Below are 16,899 nucleotides of genomic sequence, written 5' to 3'. Positions count from 1 at the left end.
TGGCAAGGGTGTGTTTGACGGGCTAGCCCTTCATCGCGTTCAGTAAGTCCAGCAGGCGCTTTCGGTCATCGTCATCGGCATAGTCTCCGGTGGCCAAGCGCTGGGCGATGCTCAGCCGCAGGCGTTCATGCTGGGTACGGACCTCTTGCCCGGCGGTTTCGGCCAGGGTTTTCATGATTGCCGCAACTGCCTGCTGGCGTTTGGTGGTCGGGTTGGCGATATAGTCGACAAGGCTCTGCTGGCCGGAATCGAGGATATTTTCGGCCAGATCGCGCAGTTCGTCGCCATTGGGCAGCAGCGGGGCAGGGGCGTCCTTGGGCGGTAGGATTTCCGGTACGCTGCGCGGGGTTTCGGTCAGAGCATTGGCACCGTCGACGAAGGCCTCGGTGATCATCCGCGTGATCTTGATGGCGCGCGGGTCCTTGAACAGGGCCGAGGCGATGGCCACGCCGTAATCCGTGTAGACCCACGGATTGACCCGCCGCCCGCCGCGGCCCTTGGGTTTTGAGATCACATTCTGTGATATCAAATCGGCGACCTCGGTGTCGGTCAGCTGAAAGCGGTAGCCCTCGAACAGGTTGGTGTTGCGTGACACCGCCTGATTAAAGGCACTGACGGACTTGCCGTAGAACAGCGCCAGATCCTCGGCCAGCACAACGCGAGTGCCGCGCACCCGGTGAATGGCGCCTTGGACTTCATGCGTACTGGGCAGGCTGTTCGGGTTCGTCATGGCAACCGTTTGGAATCACAATTTGTGATTTCAAACGTGGCGGAGTGCGCGCTGGGCTGCAAGGTCGAAGTGACGGCGTGCAAGCGCAGGTCGAACGCCACCGCGCCAAAAAGCGGCCGAACTCTGGCGTCTGATTGCGGGACGTGCGGTCGCAGTGGGGTTCACAAACGCGCCTGCGATCCCATCTTTTCAGGACAACATAGGGAGAGCGTTTGATGCAATGTCCGATTGATGGAACTCAGCTGGTGATTACGGATCGGAGCGGGGTCGAGATTGACTATTGTCCGCAATGTCGTGGCGTGTGGCTGGACCGTGGAGAGCTGGACAAGATCATCGAACGATCCGCCGCCCACACCCCGCCGCCACCGCTGCAGCGGGGGTATGACGACCGGTCCGATCACGGATACCGGAAAAAGAAAAAACGCGGCGGGTTTCTGGACGAGCTGTTTGATTTCTGAGGCGTTGGCACCGTGATCTGCGAGGGTTGCGGTGCTTTGGGCCTGATTGGGTATGAGTTGGCCGTGGTCAGGTAGATCACGAAGAAACGTATTTTCCAGCGTGTAGGATGGGGTTTTACCCCATCATGTGTTTAGGGGTTTTGGAGTGTTGGGTTGGAAACCCATCCTACGCGTGCTGTCTCTTGTTCATATCCAAAGTGAATGCATTGATAAGGCTTTCAATTGTTAGAAAATCAGCAATCAATTGGGCATGAAAGAAGATCGGCGGTTTTTCCGAAATGTCGTGAAGCATCATCGCTTTGAAGTGAGTTAGAGACAGTTGTTCTGCTTCAAGTTGCTTGCGCTGCGTCTTGTTGCTTTCCCAATAAATCTCTTCTGCCAAGTCAACATATCTACGCTCGTCGACTGGATCCACAAAATGTGGAGGAATGTAAGGCGGAAGGCGATGCGCAAGCGAATGACGATAGCTTTCGAGGTAGTCAAACCACTCTTCCATATCTTCCAAAGTGGCGCGAAATTCCTTGCCCAGCACTGCCCAAACAAACTTGTTTTTCTTTCGAAGCCCAATTTGAGAGTTGCGCAAAGAGCGACCATTTCCGTCGCATAAAGCCTCCTCCAAGACCAGTATGTGAGCAAGATTATCTACTATTCCATAAAGGTTTATCAGATTGGCGTGTAGGCAAATTGTTGCAAGGAGTCTATCGTTCTGCTCAGGAAGTCGGTCCAATTCCGGCGGCAACACGCGAAAAACAGTGGTAGTCGCTTCGGCTACCAGATTAACCCTCCGCAGCAAACCTTCATTTTTATACTTAATGGCGCGTTCGTCTTTCAGTTTCAAGCGAAACGTATTGAGGCGGAGGCACCTAAGTTTTTCCGGTAGCTCATCGTATTGTTGTTGAAGCTTCTGCAAATTTTGGTCGGAATAGCTAGGCAAACCAGTCTACCTCTTCCGTCTTTTCACATTCCCGCCCCGCTGCCCCGGCCTTCCCGCCGTTGACCGCCCACGTGATTTCACCGCATCCTCAGATGCTTTCTCGACCGCCCATTGGCGCGCCATGGGGTCGTCGGCGACGGCGAGGTCGACTGCTTCCAGACGTTTGATCTCATCGCGGATGTTGGCGGCCTCTTCGAATTCCAGGTTCTCGGCGGCTTTGCGCATCTGGTCGCGTAGGCCGTCCAAATGGGCTTCCAAATTCGCGCCGTGCATCGGTTTGTCGATGGTGGCGGTGACGCGGTTCATGTCGACATCGCCTTGGTAGAGACCGGCCAGAACGTCCTCGACATTCTTCTTCACCGTCTCGGGCGTGATGCCGTGTTCCTCGTTATAGGCGAGCTGTTTGGCGCGGCGGCGGTTGGTCTCGCCTAAGGCGCGCTCCATCGAACCGGTGATCTTGTCGGCATACATGATCACGCGCCCGTCGGCGTTTCGCGCGGCGCGACCGATGGTCTGGATCAGCGAGGTTTCCGACCGCAGGAAGCCCTCTTTATCGGCGTCCAGAATGGCGACCAGCCCGCATTCGGGGATGTCGAGCCCCTCGCGCAGCAGGTTGATGCCGATCAGCACGTCGAACGCGCCCAGACGCAGGTCACGCAGAATCTCGATGCGCTCCAGCGTGTCGATATCCGAGTGCATGTAGCGGACCTTGATGCCCTGTTCGTGCAGGTATTCGGTCAGATCCTCGGCCATGCGTTTGGTCAGCGTGGTGACCAGCGTGCGGAATCCGTTGGCGGCCACCTTGCGCACCTCGTCCAGCAGGTCGTCCACCTGCATCGACACCGGGCGGATTTCGACCTCGGGGTCCAAGAGGCCGGTGGGGCGAATGACCTGTTCAGTGAAGACGCCGCCGGTCTGTTCAATCTCCCACTTGGCCGGAGTGGCCGAGACGAAGACGGATTGCGGGCGCATGGCGTCCCATTCCTCGAACTTCAGCGGGCGGTTGTCCATGCAGGACGGAAGGCGGAACCCGTGTTCGGCCAGCGTGAATTTGCGCCGATAGTCGCCCCGGTACATGCCGCCGATCTGCGGCACGCTGACGTGGGACTCGTCGGCAAAGACAATCGCGTTGTCGGGGATGAACTCAAACAGGGTCGGGGGCGGCTCGCCCGGCGCACGGCCGGTCAGATAGCGCGAATAGTTCTCGATCCCGTTGCAGACGCCGGTTGCCTCGAGCATCTCCAGATCGAAATTGGTACGCTGTTCCAGACGTTGGGCTTCCAGCAATTTGCCCTCGCCGACCAACTGGTCCAACCGGATGCGCAGTTCCTTTTTGATGCCGATGATCGCCTGTTGCATGGTCGGTTTCGGCGTGACGTAGTGCGAGTTTGCATAGACTCGCACCTGTTCCATCGTCGCGGCGCGTTCGCCGGTCAGCGGGTCGAACTCGGTGATGGTTTCCAGTTCTTCGCCGAAGAACGAGAACTTCCACGCGCGGTCCTCAAGGTGGGCGGGCCAAATTTCCAGGGAATCGCCGCGCACCCGGAACGACCCGCGCTGAAACGCCTGATCGTTGCGACGGTACTGCTGAGCGACCAGATCGGCCATCACCTGACGCTGGTCGTATTCTTTGCCGACCTTCAAATCCTGCGTCATCGCCCCATAGGTTTCGACCGATCCGATACCGTAGATGCACGACACCGAGGCGACGATGATCACGTCATCGCGTTCCAGCAGCGCCCGCGTGGCCGAGTGGCGCATCCGGTCGATCTGTTCGTTGATCTGGGATTCTTTCTCGATATAGGTGTCTGAGCGCGCGACATAAGCTTCGGGCTGGTAATAGTCGTAGTAGGACACGAAATATTCGACCGAGTTTTCCGGGAAGAACCCTTTGAACTCGCCATATAACTGCGCCGCCAGCGTCTTGTTGGGGGCAAGGATGATGGCGGGGCGTTGGGTTTCCTCGATCACCTTGGCCATGGTGAAGGTCTTGCCCGTCCCGGTCGCGCCCAACAGAACCTGATCACGCTCACCATCCAGAACGCCGGCTGCCAGTTCCTTGATTGCGGTGGGCTGATCACCTGCGGGCGCGAATTCGGTATGCATTGTAAAGGGCTTGCCACCCTCCAGCTTCAGGCGGGCACGGATGTCGTCGGCGGTTAGCTGGGTCTTGTCGGAATGAGCGTAAGCCATCAGGGGGATTCCTTTCGCGCCTGATTTTGATCTGTTTTTGTTCTTGTTCAAGGGGTCATTTCCAATGCCTTGAATTGCGACAATTGCGGACTTGTTCGGGATGAGTGTCTGGCGCATAAACAGAGCCAACACAGCGAGTACGGAGAGGCGACATGCGCGCACGGATATACCAGCCTTCGCGAAATGCGATGACCTCGGGAATGGCCAAGACCCGCAAGTGGGTTCTGGAATACGCGCCCGCATCGTCGCGCGAGGTTGATCCGCTGATGGGGTGGACCTCGTCCAATGACACCCAGACCCAGGTGCGTCTGAAATTCGATACCAAGCAAGAGGCGCTGGACTACGCCAAGGACAACGGGATCGAGGTACAGGTCAGCGAACCGCACAAGCGCAGACACAACCTGCGTCCGCGTGGCTATGGTGAGAATTTCGCCACCGACCGTCGCGGTCCCTGGACGCACTAAATGATCGAGATTCGCGAAGCCGATCCAACATCGGAGGCGATGCGCCCGGTGATCGAGGCTCATTTTGCACATAGTGAGCAGGCCGGACCGGCCGAAAGCAATCACACGATGGGGTCCGAGGCTTTGGCAGGGGACGGGATTCGCTTTTGGGGGCTGTTCGAAGATGATCTCGCACACGGATGCGGTGCATTGAAGATGTTGCCCGACGGCACGGCCGAAGTGAAATCCGTTCATATTGTCGAGCGCGCGCGCGGGCGAGGTTTGGCGCGTGTTATGATGACCCATCTTGCCGATCTGGCGAGAAAAGAAGGTATCAGTGCGCTGGTTCTGGAGACCGGAGCTGCGCATCTTTCCGAGTACACCGCCGCGCGCAAGCTCTATGAAGTACTTGGATATTCCTATTGCGAACCGATCTTTGGGTACGAGGCCGACCCAAACAGCGCCTTCATGCGCTTGGCTCTTGAACCCCGCACATAAAAAAAGCAAGAAGGGCGCAGCGGTCCCTTAGCTCAACTGGATAGAGCAGCTGACTTCTAATCAGCAGGTTGAGGGTTCGAGTCCTTCAGGGATCGCCATACTAGCTAAAAACTTAACTCCACTGTGCGCCGGTATATTTGTCCGATGCATCTTTTTTGGGGCTTGTGCGGGACAATACTGTGTACCAATTCACTTTATAAATTCACCCAGAACCGCCGCCTGAAAGACAGGCGTGGAGGCCTGTCCATTCATAGTTGACGCCGGTGCGGACAATGCACCAGCTATGCTTCGATGCGACCCGGAACAATCCCAGTTTGTGTTTAGTTTCTATCTTTGCGTTGAAGGTGGTTGGTTTCCCTTGCTTCACCTTTTCCTTGAACCAGTGCGGCACAAGCCACCAGCGGGCCGTAGAGCTTAAAAGGCGGTCCTCTTTTATTAATCAAAGGTCCACCATCTGGGTGGACTTTGTGCTCCAGTTCTTCAATGCGTATAACTCTGCCCATGTCATATCAGGTAGACCGAGTCGTCCGCACATTCGGTAAGAGTGTCGAATTCAGAGGAGCATTTCGAGAATTCCAGGTGGAGGCAGAGATACAGTTCAATTGCCGTACCGACTGACCTGTGTTCACGGCTGTCTGCCGCCACACAAAAAGGTAAGCCAAGCTTGGAACTAGGCTAGCTCTCTATTGGGACGCGTTCTACTTTAACTTCCAAGTGTTCTTTTTTGGTTTTCCATTTTCGTAGATTCGAAACTCATTTGCGTCCAAACGCTCGACACTCCAGCATTTTTGTCCCCAGTCTCCTTTCTCGCACCACTGGTCACCTTTGACGAACCAATCTCCAGTGTATTTGTCTTTCCCGTTCCATAGACCATTCAGTTTACCATCGTTTTTGCGTGTTGCCTTGCTGTAGGCCTGCACCCAAGGTGTTTTTCCATCTTGATTGGATAGACCAGAGAGTTGGTTGCCGGGAAAGGTTGCGAGAAGCTCGCCTTGAGACATGAACTGCTGCGCAAATGAGTTTGTTGGCGTAACCAATCCAAGGGTTGCGACAAAGGCAGCAACCGCAAGAGAAAACCGCACTTTTCCAAACTGATGACCATGAATTTTAAAAAGCATATCTAAAGCCCCCGTGAATTTTTTTTGAAAAACTATTGACGCAATGGGTTGGCCCAAAGGATCGAACCCATTCGAAAATAGCACAAGAAACACCGGTCAACAAACTTGGCGTTGGAAAACACCTCATGTGCTCGCTGCAGGCTAGCACCGGCATTTTCAGCAGTCTCTCCAACAAACCCCTTGTTTTCCCGAAGCGGAGGAGTCGTTGCAGTACCTCTTCCAAAGTAGCGCAATCGTTGCTGAACCAGATTTCGCCGACTTTGCTACTGATAAACATAGTCTTGCCGGTGGTTTGCGCACCACACGAATACTGTTGGCCAGTGATGGGCGACCTTCTTTGGCCTTGTCATCAACGGTCTTCTGTAAGATTGACCGCATTTTTTTGGGATGGGCTTGAACAGATGCCCGTCAAGTGGGGCCTTGCCTGCGTGATAGGTCGATCGCGAAAGTAGAGCTTTAGTGCCGACCTTTTCTATCGTGCGGTGGTTATAGTGGAATGCCATCGGAATTTGGTGTCACACACTTGCCAACACACCGGTTCCCCTATAAATGCCGCCTCTATCGTCTTCGGGCGAGATTCTCTCGTGGGAGGTTGCTGGGATCGCGATTCCGAACCGGACCACGCAACATAAACCGGGTGGAACGCGTTTCACCTACGTTGAAAGGAAAACCAAATGGCTAAGAAGCTTGCTGGTACAATGAAACTGCAGGTTCCTGCAGGTCAGGCGAACCCCTCGCCGCCAGTTGGTCCGGCGCTGGGTCAGCGCGGCATCAACATCATGGAATTCTGCAAGGCGTTCAACGCCAAGACCGCAGACATGGAGCAAGGCGCGCCTTGCCCGACCGTGATCACCTATTATCAGGACAAGTCCTTTACCATGGACATCAAGACGCCGCCCGCGTCTTATTACCTGAAAAAAGCAGCTGGCCTGAAGCCGGTTGGCAAGCGTAACCGCCCCCGTGGTGCGGAAAACCCAGGTCGCGAGACCGTGGCAACCGTGACCTCGAAGCAGGTTCGTGAAATCGCCGAAGCCAAAATGAAAGATCTCAACGCCAACGACGTCGAAGGCGCAATGCAGATCATCCTGGGCTCGGCCCGCTCTATGGGCATCGAGGTGAAGTAAGATGGCAAAACTCGGTAAACGTACCCGCGCTGCGCGCGAAGCTGTCGCTGGCAAGGAAAACCTGTCGGTCGAGGAAGCAGTTGCCCTGGTCAAAGCCAACGCAACTTCGAAATTCGATGAGACCATCGAAATCGCTCTGAACCTGGGCGTTGACACCCGTCACGCAGACCAGATGGTTCGTGGCGTTGTCGGCCTGCCGAACGGCACAGGTAAAACAATGCGCGTTGCTGTGTTCGCTCGTGGCCCCAAAGCCGACGAAGCGAAAGAAGCAGGCGCGGATATCATTGGCGCAGAAGACCTGATGGAAACCATTCAGGGCGGCACCATTGAATTCGATCGCTGCATTGCAACCCCGGACATGATGCCCATCGTTGGTCGTTTGGGTAAAGTTCTGGGCCCCCGCAACCTTATGCCGAACCCCAAGGTTGGCACTGTGACCATGGACGTGAAAGCGGCCGTAGAAGCAGCCAAAGGCGGCGAAGTTCAGTTCAAGGCGGAAAAAGGCGGCGTTGTGCATGCAGGCGTTGGCAAAGCGTCGTTCGACGAAGCCAAGCTGGCCGAAAACGTTCGCGCATTCGTTTCGGCTGTGGCCAAGGCCAAGCCGTCGGGCGCGAAAGGCACCTACATGAAAAAAATCGCACTGAGCTCGACCATGGGACCGGGTGTGACTTTGGACGTGGCGGCTGCTGCTGGCGAATAAGCCTGAACGCAATTTGCGATGATTTAACCCGGTTGGTGCAAACCACCCGGGTTTTTCTTTGGGGATCAGCGAAACGCTTGGATCAGCCGGTTTTCCAGCAGGTCTCTTTTGCGCAGTTCGAACGCGCTGCAGGTAAAATCAGTCTGCCACAGACGCAACCAGTCTTTCAGCAAGCGTCCCCGCAGGCAGCAATTCAGAACCTCCATATCTATCGGATGGCGATACTGGCGAAAGAACATCTCTTTGTTTCGTTTCAAAACACCGCTTGGGTCGACGTCCCTTTCGGCTCCTTTCCGGAAGATATCTGCCTTGAGAAAGTCAACGATATCGTAGACGGCGAGTTTCTCGCGAGCTTCGGTGAAGTCCAAACCGATTGAGGTGCCTTGGCCCATGATCAGGTTTAGGCCATGAAAATCCCCGTGCGAAAAAACCCTTAGATCGAGGCGGTTTTTCAGGGCGGCAGCTTCGGTCAGAAAGCTGTCGACCATGGGCTGACTGGTCAGTGCGATATGTGAGGGCAGATTGATAGCAAGTTCACGTACACTCTCGGTCATCCAGCGGGGACGAAAGGCATAGTCGGTCTGGTTTTGAAATCCGTGCAGATCGTGCAACCACGAACCTGCCCGTCGGAAGATTTGCGCGACCTGGTTTTCGCTCTTGCTGTTGTAAATAATGTCTGTTGCGGTCGGACGGTCAATGAATTCGGTGACCATGAACTGATCATTTGGGGACAGATATACAGGACGCACAACCCGATTGATTGTGTTGGCTTTGAAATGCTGGGTCAACTGCTCAAGCAGAGTGAACTCTTTGCTCAGGCGTCCGGTTTCGGGCGATAGCGTGTCGAGTTTGAGCGCGTAGTGACGGACTGAGCTTTCGACTTTCCAAACAAGACGTGTGTCTGGGAAGGCGTGCGACCGACAGAGAAATTTGACTTGTGTGATTGGCGTTTGCAGGCAGCGCTGCGCCAATTCATCCGCGCAGGCGCTGGCCGTGTCATATTCTTCAAGTGTGACTGCCGTCATTGTGCCTCAAACCCGCGTCTGTTCCGGGCGTCCAAATGTGACGTGACTGTAGCGGAAAGCCTCTGTCAATGGCCGGGCTTCGCTCAGCATCGTCTTACTCATGATCAAGAATGGCGTTTTCAAGATTCGGATAGTAGGCCTGACCAGTTTTGATACCCTGTGTCGGGCGGGTAATATCGTGAACATCACGCCAATGCTCGCAACCCAGTTGAGCGCCCTTCAGGCAGGCAAAGAAATCCCCTGTTTTGGGTTCGTACCAGAAGACACGACCGTCGAAAACGTTCCCGAAGATGACCGGGTCGGTTTGCGCGGTCAATGTTTGCAGAACGGGTGTTGCGGCATTCGTGGTAAGTTCCAGCACCAGATCCCGGGTCATTTTGTTCGGCAAGACTTGGTGCACCGACTGGGTCGCCTGACTGGGATGGATTGCGATGAAAGGAAGCCAGCTGAGGAGCATTTGATTGTCCAATGTGGACAGATTCGAGGACTCGCGGGATTCGTCGGAGGTGAAAATAACGACAGTGTTCTCCAGCCCCCGGTTTTCAAGGTCCTGCATCAACTCTGCTATCGCCATGTCGAGATACTTCAGGGCGCGGTAACGGGCAGAGACCTCTTGCGGCAGGAAATCTTGCGGAACATTGTAGGGCGCATGCGTACCTGTGGTCAGAACCGAAATGAACCACGGTTGCGTTCCGTCCAGATCGTCGATGTATCTTATGACGTTTCGAAACAGCGATCGATCATCAATTCCCCATCCATTGCGGAGCACATCTCCGCCGGACAACCAGTCCCGATTTCCGCGCAACTCTTCAAAACCCAGTTCAGCGAGATGTGTGTCTTTTGACATAAATGCCAAGGGGGCGCTTTGCAGGAAGGCGGTATGATAACCTTGCTCGGACAGAATGGCAGGCAGGGCTTCGGCGGTGACCTCGGCATCGTTGGCCAGATCGTTCCATTTGCGTTCGCTGGAGATGAAGCTCGGCACGTCCCCGGTCAGTGTGGTGTAGAGCCCATTGGATGTGATCAACTGATGCCCGACAAAACGTTCAAGGCTGATGTTCCGATCTGCGAGTGTGCGCAGAGTTTCCATGTCCGCTTTGGTCAGGCTAAAACGGGAAAGGCCTTCCATATAGATAACGAGTACGTTCAACCGGTCCGGGCCGAGTTCAATCAACTGCGCGCGCTCAAAGGCGGCGGGATCGAAGGTGCGGTCCGAGGTTTCCAGTTTTGACCGGCCGAGTGTTGGAAGCAACGGATGAGATTGCAGCCATGCGGGTTCGCTGATGCGAAAACTGTTCGGGATGTAGGCCAACGCGGCGGCGCACAAAACCGCTCCGGCCAATGCGCCGACCCGGGCAAGACGTCCCACGCGTTCCAGTCGCAACAAACCCAGCGCAATGGCAAAGAACACTGCCGCGTTCAAAATGACATCCGAAGTCAGATGCGCATCGATAAATGTCGCGTCGGTTGCAAAGCCCAGAAGATCAAGATCGATGGCCGTCAGGTTGGCTTTGATATGTTCGATGTTTGAGGCATAAAAGAACGCCAGGACGCCAACTGAGACAACAAGCAGCGGGTAGGGGGCAAACACAAAGACCAGCGCAACTGCGATAGCGAACAGCACATCGCTGGCCGCTCCCAGCCATAGCACAGGTCCCTTGTCGTTGAAGAACGCAGCTGTCGGGTTGAAACCCTGATAGGCGTTGTACGTCCAGCCATAAGAGACCTTCGCGAAGGTCGTCAGGCAGAGATACCGATGATACAGGGTGATCGTCAGGATGCTTACAAAGATGCTTCCGAAGCGCGGCGCGCGCTGGCTCAAGCCAAGTGCTGATTTCATCTTCAAGGTGCCTGCTTGCTCGCGTTTTCGATATTTAAACTCATATCAAGATACGCATTGCAAGCTCGTCTGTGCCCCGACGAGGCCAGCTAAAATGACGGGTGTGCCTTTTGGGTCGTTTTCGTGGTTGGGTTGTCGGGTGAATTGCGCGGTTCGCCTGCATGCTACCGTGTTTCTTGGCGGCGCAATTTACCCCTTGGAAACCCCCGTCATCTGCCCTAAAGAGAGCTGCGGAATAAAGCGTGCGATTCGTCGTGCGCTTTATTTTGTTTCGTCCAAGACGGTGGGTGGTGCCATTCGGCCCCTTAATTCCCTGCCTGAGACGGGTAAGACCAAAGAATTCTGAGGGTCACGATCCTCGGGCGCGTTTTGGCCAATCCCGTAACAACGGACCTGAACGCCGGGGTTTCGACCGCGGCAAATATGAGCCGGGGTGAGGTATCGCCCCAAACTTGGAGAGAACTGTGGATAGAGCCCAGAAAGAGAAAGTGGTCGAGGAACTCGGCCAAATCTTCGAAAGCTCTGGCGTCGTAGTGGTTGCTCACTACGCCGGTCTGACAGTTGCCGAGATGCAGGACCTTCGCGCACGTGCCCGTGACGCGGGTGGCGCCGTGCGTGTTGCCAAGAACAGGCTCGCCAAAATCGCCCTTGAGGGTAAGCCGTGTGAAAGCATGGCCGACCTGCTGACAGGGATGACCGTTCTGACCTATTCCGAGGACCCGGTGGCAGCTGCCAAAGTGGCCGAGGACTTCGCCAAGGAGAACCAAAAGTTCGAAATCCTTGGCGGTGCAATGGGCGAGAACGCTCTGGACCGCAAAGGCGTCGAAACAGTTTCGAAAATGCCGTCTCGCGAGGAGCTTATTGCTTCGATCGTGGGCTGCATTGGCGCACCTGCTTCGAACATCGCCGGCGCGATTGGCGCACCTGCAAGCAACATCGCAAGCATCCTTTCCACCATCGAAGAGAAGGCGGAAGCTGCGTAAGCGGTTGGCACTGAATGATCTGCGTAGGGTAGTCACCCTGACGTTGGAACACACACTGTAAACGGAAAGAGCTGATAAAATGGCTGATCTGAAAGCACTCGCAGAAAGCATCGTGGGTCTGACCCTGCTGGAAGCACAAGAACTGAAAACCATCCTCAAAGACGAATACGGCATCGAGCCCGCAGCTGGTGGCGCTGTCATGGTTGCAGCTGGTGGCGACGCCGGTGGCGCAGCTGAGGAAGAGAAAACCGAATTCGACGTCGTTCTGAAGAACGCCGGCGCTTCGAAAATCAACGTGATCAAAGAAGTTCGCGGCATCACCGGTCTGGGCCTGAAAGAAGCCAAAGAGCTGGTCGAAGCTGGCGGCAAGATCAAAGAAGGCGTGTCGAAAGACGAAGCCGAAGAAGTCAAAGGCAAGCTGGAAGCAGCTGGCGCCGAAGTCGAACTGGCCTAAGCCAACCGACTGGCGCATCGCTGATGTGCCTAAAATTTTGGCTGGGTCCGGAGAAATCCGGGTCCAGCCGAACCTGTCTTAGAAAGGGCCTCAATAGATGGGGCGTTTTCTAAGACGCGGTTCGCGGATCGGGAGGCTGCCTTCGGGACGGTGGCCATGAATTGATCCGGGCGTGTCGTCTCGAATGTGCAAGATGCCGGGGCCCGACGGTGTCTTTGCCCGCTGAGAACATCGAAAGGTGACATCTGACATGGCTCAAACGTTCCTTGGCCAGAAACGTCTTCGGAAATACTACGGCAAAATCCGCGAAGTTTTGGAAATGCCGAACCTCATTGAGGTACAAAAATCTTCTTATGATCTATTCCTGCGCTCCGGCGATGCAGAGCAGCCCATGGACGGCGAAGGCATCAAAGGTGTGTTCCAGTCGGTATTCCCGATCAAGGATTTCAACGAAACCTCTGTTCTGGAGTTCGTGAAATACGATCTGGAAAAGCCCAAATATGACGTCGAAGAGTGCATGCAGCGCGACATGACCTACAGCGCGCCGCTGAAGGTCACTCTGCGTCTGATCGTGTTTGATGTCGACGAGGACACCGGCGCCAAGTCGGTCAAGGACATCAAGGAACAGGACGTGTTCATGGGCGACATGCCCCTGATGACACCGAACGGGACGTTCATCGTGAACGGCACCGAGCGTGTGATCGTGTCCCAGATGCACCGCTCGCCCGGTGTGTTCTTTGACCATGACAAGGGCAAGACCCATTCCTCGGGCAAGCTGTTGTTTGCCTGCCGCATCATCCCGTATCGCGGCAGCTGGCTGGACTTTGAGTTCGACGCCAAGGACATCGTGTTCGCCCGGATCGATCGTCGCCGCAAACTGCCTGTGACAACCCTGCTATATGCGCTGGGTCTGGATCAGGAATCGATCATGGACGCGTATTACAACACCGTGTCCTTCAAGCTGGACAAGAAGAAGGGTTGGGTCACGCCCTTCTTCCCCGAGCGTGTGCGCGGCACCCGTCCGACCTATGATCTGGTCGACGCGAAGTCCGGTGAAGTGATTGCCGAAGCGGGCAAGAAAGTCACCCCGCGCGCGGTTAAGAAGCTGATCGACGAGGGCACTGTAACCGACCTGCTGGTTCCGTTCGATCACATCGTTGGCAAGTATGTCGCCAAGGACATCATCAACGAAGAAACCGGTGCGATCTATGTCGAGGCCGGTGATGAGCTGACGCTGGAATACGACAAAGACGGCGAGCTGATCGGCGGTACCGCGAAAGAGCTGATCGACGCGGGCGTCACCGACATTCCGGTTCTGGATATCGACAACGTCAATGTCGGTCCGTACATGCGCAACACCATGGCGCAGGACAAGAACATGAACCGCGAAAGCGCGCTGATGGACATCTACCGTGTCATGCGCCCGGGTGAGCCGCCCACCGTCGAGGCGGCCTCGGCCCTGTTCGACACGCTGTTCTTTGACAGCGAGCGCTATGACTTGTCCGCCGTTGGCCGGGTAAAGATGAATATGCGTCTGGCGCTGGATGCGCCCGATACGCTGCGCACCCTGCGTCGCGAAGACATCGTGGCCTGCATCAAGGCGCTGGTGGAACTGCGTGACGGCAAAGGCGACATCGACGATATCGACCATCTCGGCAACCGTCGTGTGCGTTCGGTCGGCGAACTGATGGAAAACCAGTACCGCGTCGGTCTGCTGCGCATGGAGCGCGCGATCAAAGAGCGTATGTCGTCGGTCGAGATCGACACTGTCATGCCGCAGGACCTGATTAACGCGAAACCGGCTGCGGCTGCTGTTCGTGAATTCTTTGGCTCGTCGCAGCTGTCGCAGTTTATGGACCAGACCAACCCGCTGTCGGAGGTTACTCACAAACGCCGTCTCTCGGCGCTTGGCCCCGGTGGTCTGACACGCGAACGTGCGGGCTTTGAGGTGCGTGACGTTCACCCGACCCACTACGGTCGGATGTGCCCGATTGAAACGCCGGAAGGCCCGAACATCGGTCTGATCAACTCGCTGGCCACATTTGCCCGCGTGAACAAGTACGGCTTCATCGAAACACCTTATCGCGTCGTTAAAGAACGTCAGGTGACCGATGAGGTCCACTATATGTCCGCGACCGAGGAAATGCGTCACACCGTGGCGCAGGCCAACGCGCAGCTGGACGAAAGCGGCAAGTTCAAGAACGATCTGGTATCGACCCGTCAGTCGGGCGACTACACGCTTGCGCCGTCCGAAAACGTTGACCTGATCGACGTTTCGCCGAAACAGTTGGTATCGGTCGCTGCATCGCTAATCCCGTTCCTTGAAAATGACGACGCCAACCGCGCTCTGATGGGCTCGAACATGCAACGTCAGGCGGTTCCGCTGCTGCGGGCCGAGGCACCGCTGGTCGGTACCGGGATCGAGGAAAAGGTTGCGATCGACTCGGGCGCCGCGATCCAGGCGAAACGCGCCGGTATCATCGACCAGGTCGATGCCCAGCGTATCGTTATCCGCGCCACCGAGGATCTGGAGCTGGGCGACGCTGGCGTTGACATCTATCGTCTTCGCAAGTTCCAGCGTTCGAACCAGAACACCTGCATCAACCAGCGTCCGCTGATCAAGGTGGGTGACACCGTCCAGAAGGGCGAAGTCATTGCTGATGGTCCGTCGACCGATATGGGTGAACTGGCCTTGGGTAAGAACGTGGTCGTCGCGTTCATGCCGTGGAACGGTTACAACTACGAAGACTCGATCCTGATCTCGGAACGTATCGCGCGTGATGACGTCTTTACCTCGGTCCATATCGAGGAATTCGAAGTCGCCGCCCGCGATACCAAGCTGGGTCCGGAAGAGATCACCCGCGACATTCCGAACGTCGGTGAAGAAGCGCTGCGCAACCTCGACGAGGCTGGCATCGTTTACATCGGCGCGGATGTTGAGCCGGGCGATATTCTGGTCGGCAAGATCACTCCGAAGGGCGAAAGCCCGATGACCCCGGAAGAAAAGCTGCTGCGCGCCATCTTTGGTGAGAAAGCATCTGACGTGCGCGACACTTCGCTGCGCGTGAAGCCGGGCGATTACGGTACGGTCGTCGAAGTCCGCGTCTTCAACCGTCACGGCGTCGAGAAAGACGAACGTGCGCTGCAGATCGAGCGGGAGGAAGTCGAACGTCTGGCCCGTGACCGGGACGACGAGCTGGCGATCCTGGACCGCAACATCTATGCGCGTCTGCAAGGTCTGATCCTGGGTAAAACCGCGGTCAAAGGCCCCAAAGGCGTCAAGCCGGGCTCGGTCATCACCGAGGAGCTGCTGGAAACCCTGACCCGTGGTCAGTGGTGGCAGCTGGCGCTGGAAGGCGAGCAGGACGCACAGATCGTCGAGGCTCTGAACGAGCAGTACGAAGTGCAAAAGCGTGCTCTGGACGCCCGTTTCGAAGACAAGGTCGAGAAAGTCCGCCGTGGCGACGACCTGCCGCCGGGTGTGATGAAGATGGTCAAAGTCTTCATCGCCGTGAAGCGCAAGCTGCAGCCGGGCGATAAGATGGCCGGTCGTCACGGGAACAAAGGTGTGATCTCCAAGGTTGTTCCGATGGAAGACATGCCGTTCCTTGCCGATGGTACGCCGGTTGACTTCTGTCTGAACCCGCTGGGTGTTCCTTCGCGTATGAACGTTGGTCAGATCCTTGAAACCCACATGGGTTGGGCCGCGCGCGGTCTGGGTCTGAACATCGACGACGCTCTGGGTGAATATCGCCGCTCTGGCGATCTGACCCCGGTTCGCGAAGCGATGAAACTGGCCTATGGCGAGGATGTCTATGAAGAAGGCATCACCGGCATGGACGAGGGTCACCTGGTCGAAGCTGCGGGCAATGTGACCCGTGGTGTTCCGATCGCGACTCCGGTCTTTGACGGCGCCAAAGAGGCAGACGTCAACGACGCGCTGGTGCGTGCGGGCTTCTCTGAAAGCGGTCAGTCAGTTCTGTTCGACGGTCGTACCGGTGAGCAATTCGCGCGTCCGGTGACCGTGGGCATCAAGTACCTGCTGAAACTGCACCACCTTGTGGATGACAAGATCCACGCGCGTTCGACCGGGCCGTACAGCCTGGTTACCCAGCAGCCGCTGGGTGGTAAGGCGCAGTTCGGTGGTCAGCGCTTTGGTGAGATGGAAGTCTGGGCTCTGGAAGCTTACGGCGCAGCCTACACCCTGCAGGAGATGCTCACCGTGAAATCGGATGATGTCGCCGGCCGGACCAAGGTCTATGAGTCGATCGTCAAGGGCGAGGATAACTTTGAAGCGGGCGTACCGGAATCGTTCAACGTTCTGGTGAAAGAAGTCCGTGGCCTCGGCCTGAATATGGAACTCCTGGATGCGGAGGTTGAGGAGCAATAATCCTCGTGC

Annotated in this window: 15 protein-coding genes and 1 tRNA gene; 9 read left to right on the top strand and 7 right to left on the bottom strand. The window is 56.3% G+C overall.

The window, feature by feature from the left end; genetic code table 11:
- Positions 1-22 precede the first annotated feature (22 nt).
- Positions 23-730, bottom strand: coding sequence for an ORF6N domain-containing protein (locus ACR0L4_RS21160; protein WP_480514938.1), 708 nt, complete (start codon positions 728-730; stop codon positions 23-25).
- 215 nt (positions 731-945) lie between these two features.
- On the opposite strand from ACR0L4_RS21160, the gene ACR0L4_RS21155 reads away from it, so the two are divergent.
- Complete coding sequence (locus ACR0L4_RS21155; protein ID WP_480514937.1) at positions 946-1,188, top strand: TFIIB-type zinc ribbon-containing protein; 243 nt, start codon at positions 946-948, stop codon at positions 1,186-1,188.
- Between the two features lie 166 nt (positions 1,189-1,354).
- On the opposite strand, the gene ACR0L4_RS21150 is transcribed toward ACR0L4_RS21155, so the two are convergent.
- The gene (locus ACR0L4_RS21150; RefSeq protein WP_480514936.1) at positions 1,355-2,026 is read right to left on the bottom strand and encodes a hypothetical protein; all 672 of its coding nucleotides are present in this window, start codon (positions 2,024-2,026) and stop codon (positions 1,355-1,357) included.
- Positions 2,027-2,128: 102 nt separating this feature from the next.
- Positions 2,129-4,315 carry an excinuclease ABC subunit UvrB gene (gene uvrB / locus ACR0L4_RS21145; RefSeq protein ID WP_480514935.1) on the bottom strand — a complete coding sequence of 729 codons (2,187 nt, stop codon included), beginning with the start codon at positions 4,313-4,315 and terminating at the stop codon, positions 2,129-2,131.
- 152 nt (positions 4,316-4,467) lie between these two features.
- On the opposite strand from uvrB, the gene ACR0L4_RS21140 reads away from it, so the two are divergent.
- From ACR0L4_RS21140 to ACR0L4_RS21130, 3 genes are all read left to right on the top strand, one after another.
- Complete coding sequence (locus ACR0L4_RS21140; RefSeq protein ID WP_170749812.1) at positions 4,468-4,779, top strand: ETC complex I subunit; 312 nt, start codon at positions 4,468-4,470, stop codon at positions 4,777-4,779.
- Positions 4,780-5,256: a GNAT family N-acetyltransferase gene (locus ACR0L4_RS21135; RefSeq protein WP_170749811.1), complete on the top strand. Its 477-nt coding sequence runs from the start codon at positions 4,780-4,782 to the stop codon at positions 5,254-5,256.
- A 21-nt stretch (positions 5,257-5,277) separates the two neighbouring features.
- Positions 5,278-5,354, top strand: a tRNA-Arg gene (locus tag ACR0L4_RS21130).
- A gap of 104 nt (positions 5,355-5,458) precedes the next feature.
- On the opposite strand, the gene ACR0L4_RS21125 is transcribed toward ACR0L4_RS21130, so the two are convergent.
- Together ACR0L4_RS21125 and ACR0L4_RS21120 are read right to left on the bottom strand one after the other, a co-directional pair.
- On the bottom strand, positions 5,459-5,692 hold the full coding sequence (locus tag ACR0L4_RS21125; RefSeq protein ID WP_480514965.1) for an SOS response-associated peptidase family protein: 234 nt from the start codon (positions 5,690-5,692) through the stop codon (positions 5,459-5,461).
- 262 nt (positions 5,693-5,954) lie between these two features.
- Positions 5,955-6,374, bottom strand: coding sequence for a hypothetical protein (locus ACR0L4_RS21120; RefSeq protein WP_170749809.1), 420 nt, complete (start codon positions 6,372-6,374; stop codon positions 5,955-5,957).
- A 674-nt stretch (positions 6,375-7,048) separates the two neighbouring features.
- On the opposite strand from ACR0L4_RS21120, the gene rplK reads away from it, so the two are divergent.
- Positions 7,049-7,498 (top strand): 50S ribosomal protein L11, encoded by a 450-nt coding sequence (gene rplK, locus ACR0L4_RS21115; RefSeq protein ID WP_037314971.1) that lies wholly within the window; start codon positions 7,049-7,051, stop codon positions 7,496-7,498.
- Position 7,499: 1 nt separating this feature from the next.
- A complete protein-coding gene (rplA, locus tag ACR0L4_RS21110) occupies positions 7,500-8,198 on the top strand; it encodes a 50S ribosomal protein L1 (RefSeq protein WP_170749808.1) in 699 nt (232 codons plus the stop codon).
- Between the two features lie 65 nt (positions 8,199-8,263).
- On the opposite strand, the gene ACR0L4_RS21105 is transcribed toward rplA, so the two are convergent.
- Positions 8,264-9,223: a phosphotransferase gene (locus ACR0L4_RS21105; RefSeq protein WP_170749807.1), complete on the bottom strand. Its 960-nt coding sequence runs from the start codon at positions 9,221-9,223 to the stop codon at positions 8,264-8,266.
- Positions 9,224-9,317: 94 nt separating this feature from the next.
- On the bottom strand, positions 9,318-11,063 hold the full coding sequence (locus tag ACR0L4_RS21100; protein WP_480514934.1) for an LTA synthase family protein: 1,746 nt from the start codon (positions 11,061-11,063) through the stop codon (positions 9,318-9,320).
- 464 nt (positions 11,064-11,527) lie between these two features.
- Here ACR0L4_RS21100 and rplJ point away from each other — a divergent pair, with 464 nt between their 5' ends.
- The 3 genes from rplJ (at position 11,528) to rpoB (ending at position 16,890) form a co-directional block, all read left to right on the top strand.
- The gene (rplJ, locus tag ACR0L4_RS21095; RefSeq protein ID WP_170749805.1) at positions 11,528-12,046 is read left to right on the top strand and encodes a 50S ribosomal protein L10; all 519 of its coding nucleotides are present in this window, start codon (positions 11,528-11,530) and stop codon (positions 12,044-12,046) included.
- Between the two features lie 79 nt (positions 12,047-12,125).
- Positions 12,126-12,500 carry a 50S ribosomal protein L7/L12 gene (gene rplL, locus ACR0L4_RS21090; RefSeq protein ID WP_010441182.1) on the top strand — a complete coding sequence of 125 codons (375 nt, stop codon included), beginning with the start codon at positions 12,126-12,128 and terminating at the stop codon, positions 12,498-12,500.
- 250 nt (positions 12,501-12,750) lie between these two features.
- The gene (rpoB, locus tag ACR0L4_RS21085) at positions 12,751-16,890 is read left to right on the top strand and encodes a DNA-directed RNA polymerase subunit beta (protein WP_480514933.1); all 4,140 of its coding nucleotides are present in this window, start codon (positions 12,751-12,753) and stop codon (positions 16,888-16,890) included.
- The last annotated feature ends 9 nt before the right edge of the window (positions 16,891-16,899 follow it).

The organism is Ruegeria sp. AB5, assembly GCF_056542645.1.
Note: the sequence above shows the minus strand (reverse complement) of the source record. Positions and strands in the feature narration are given on the sequence as shown.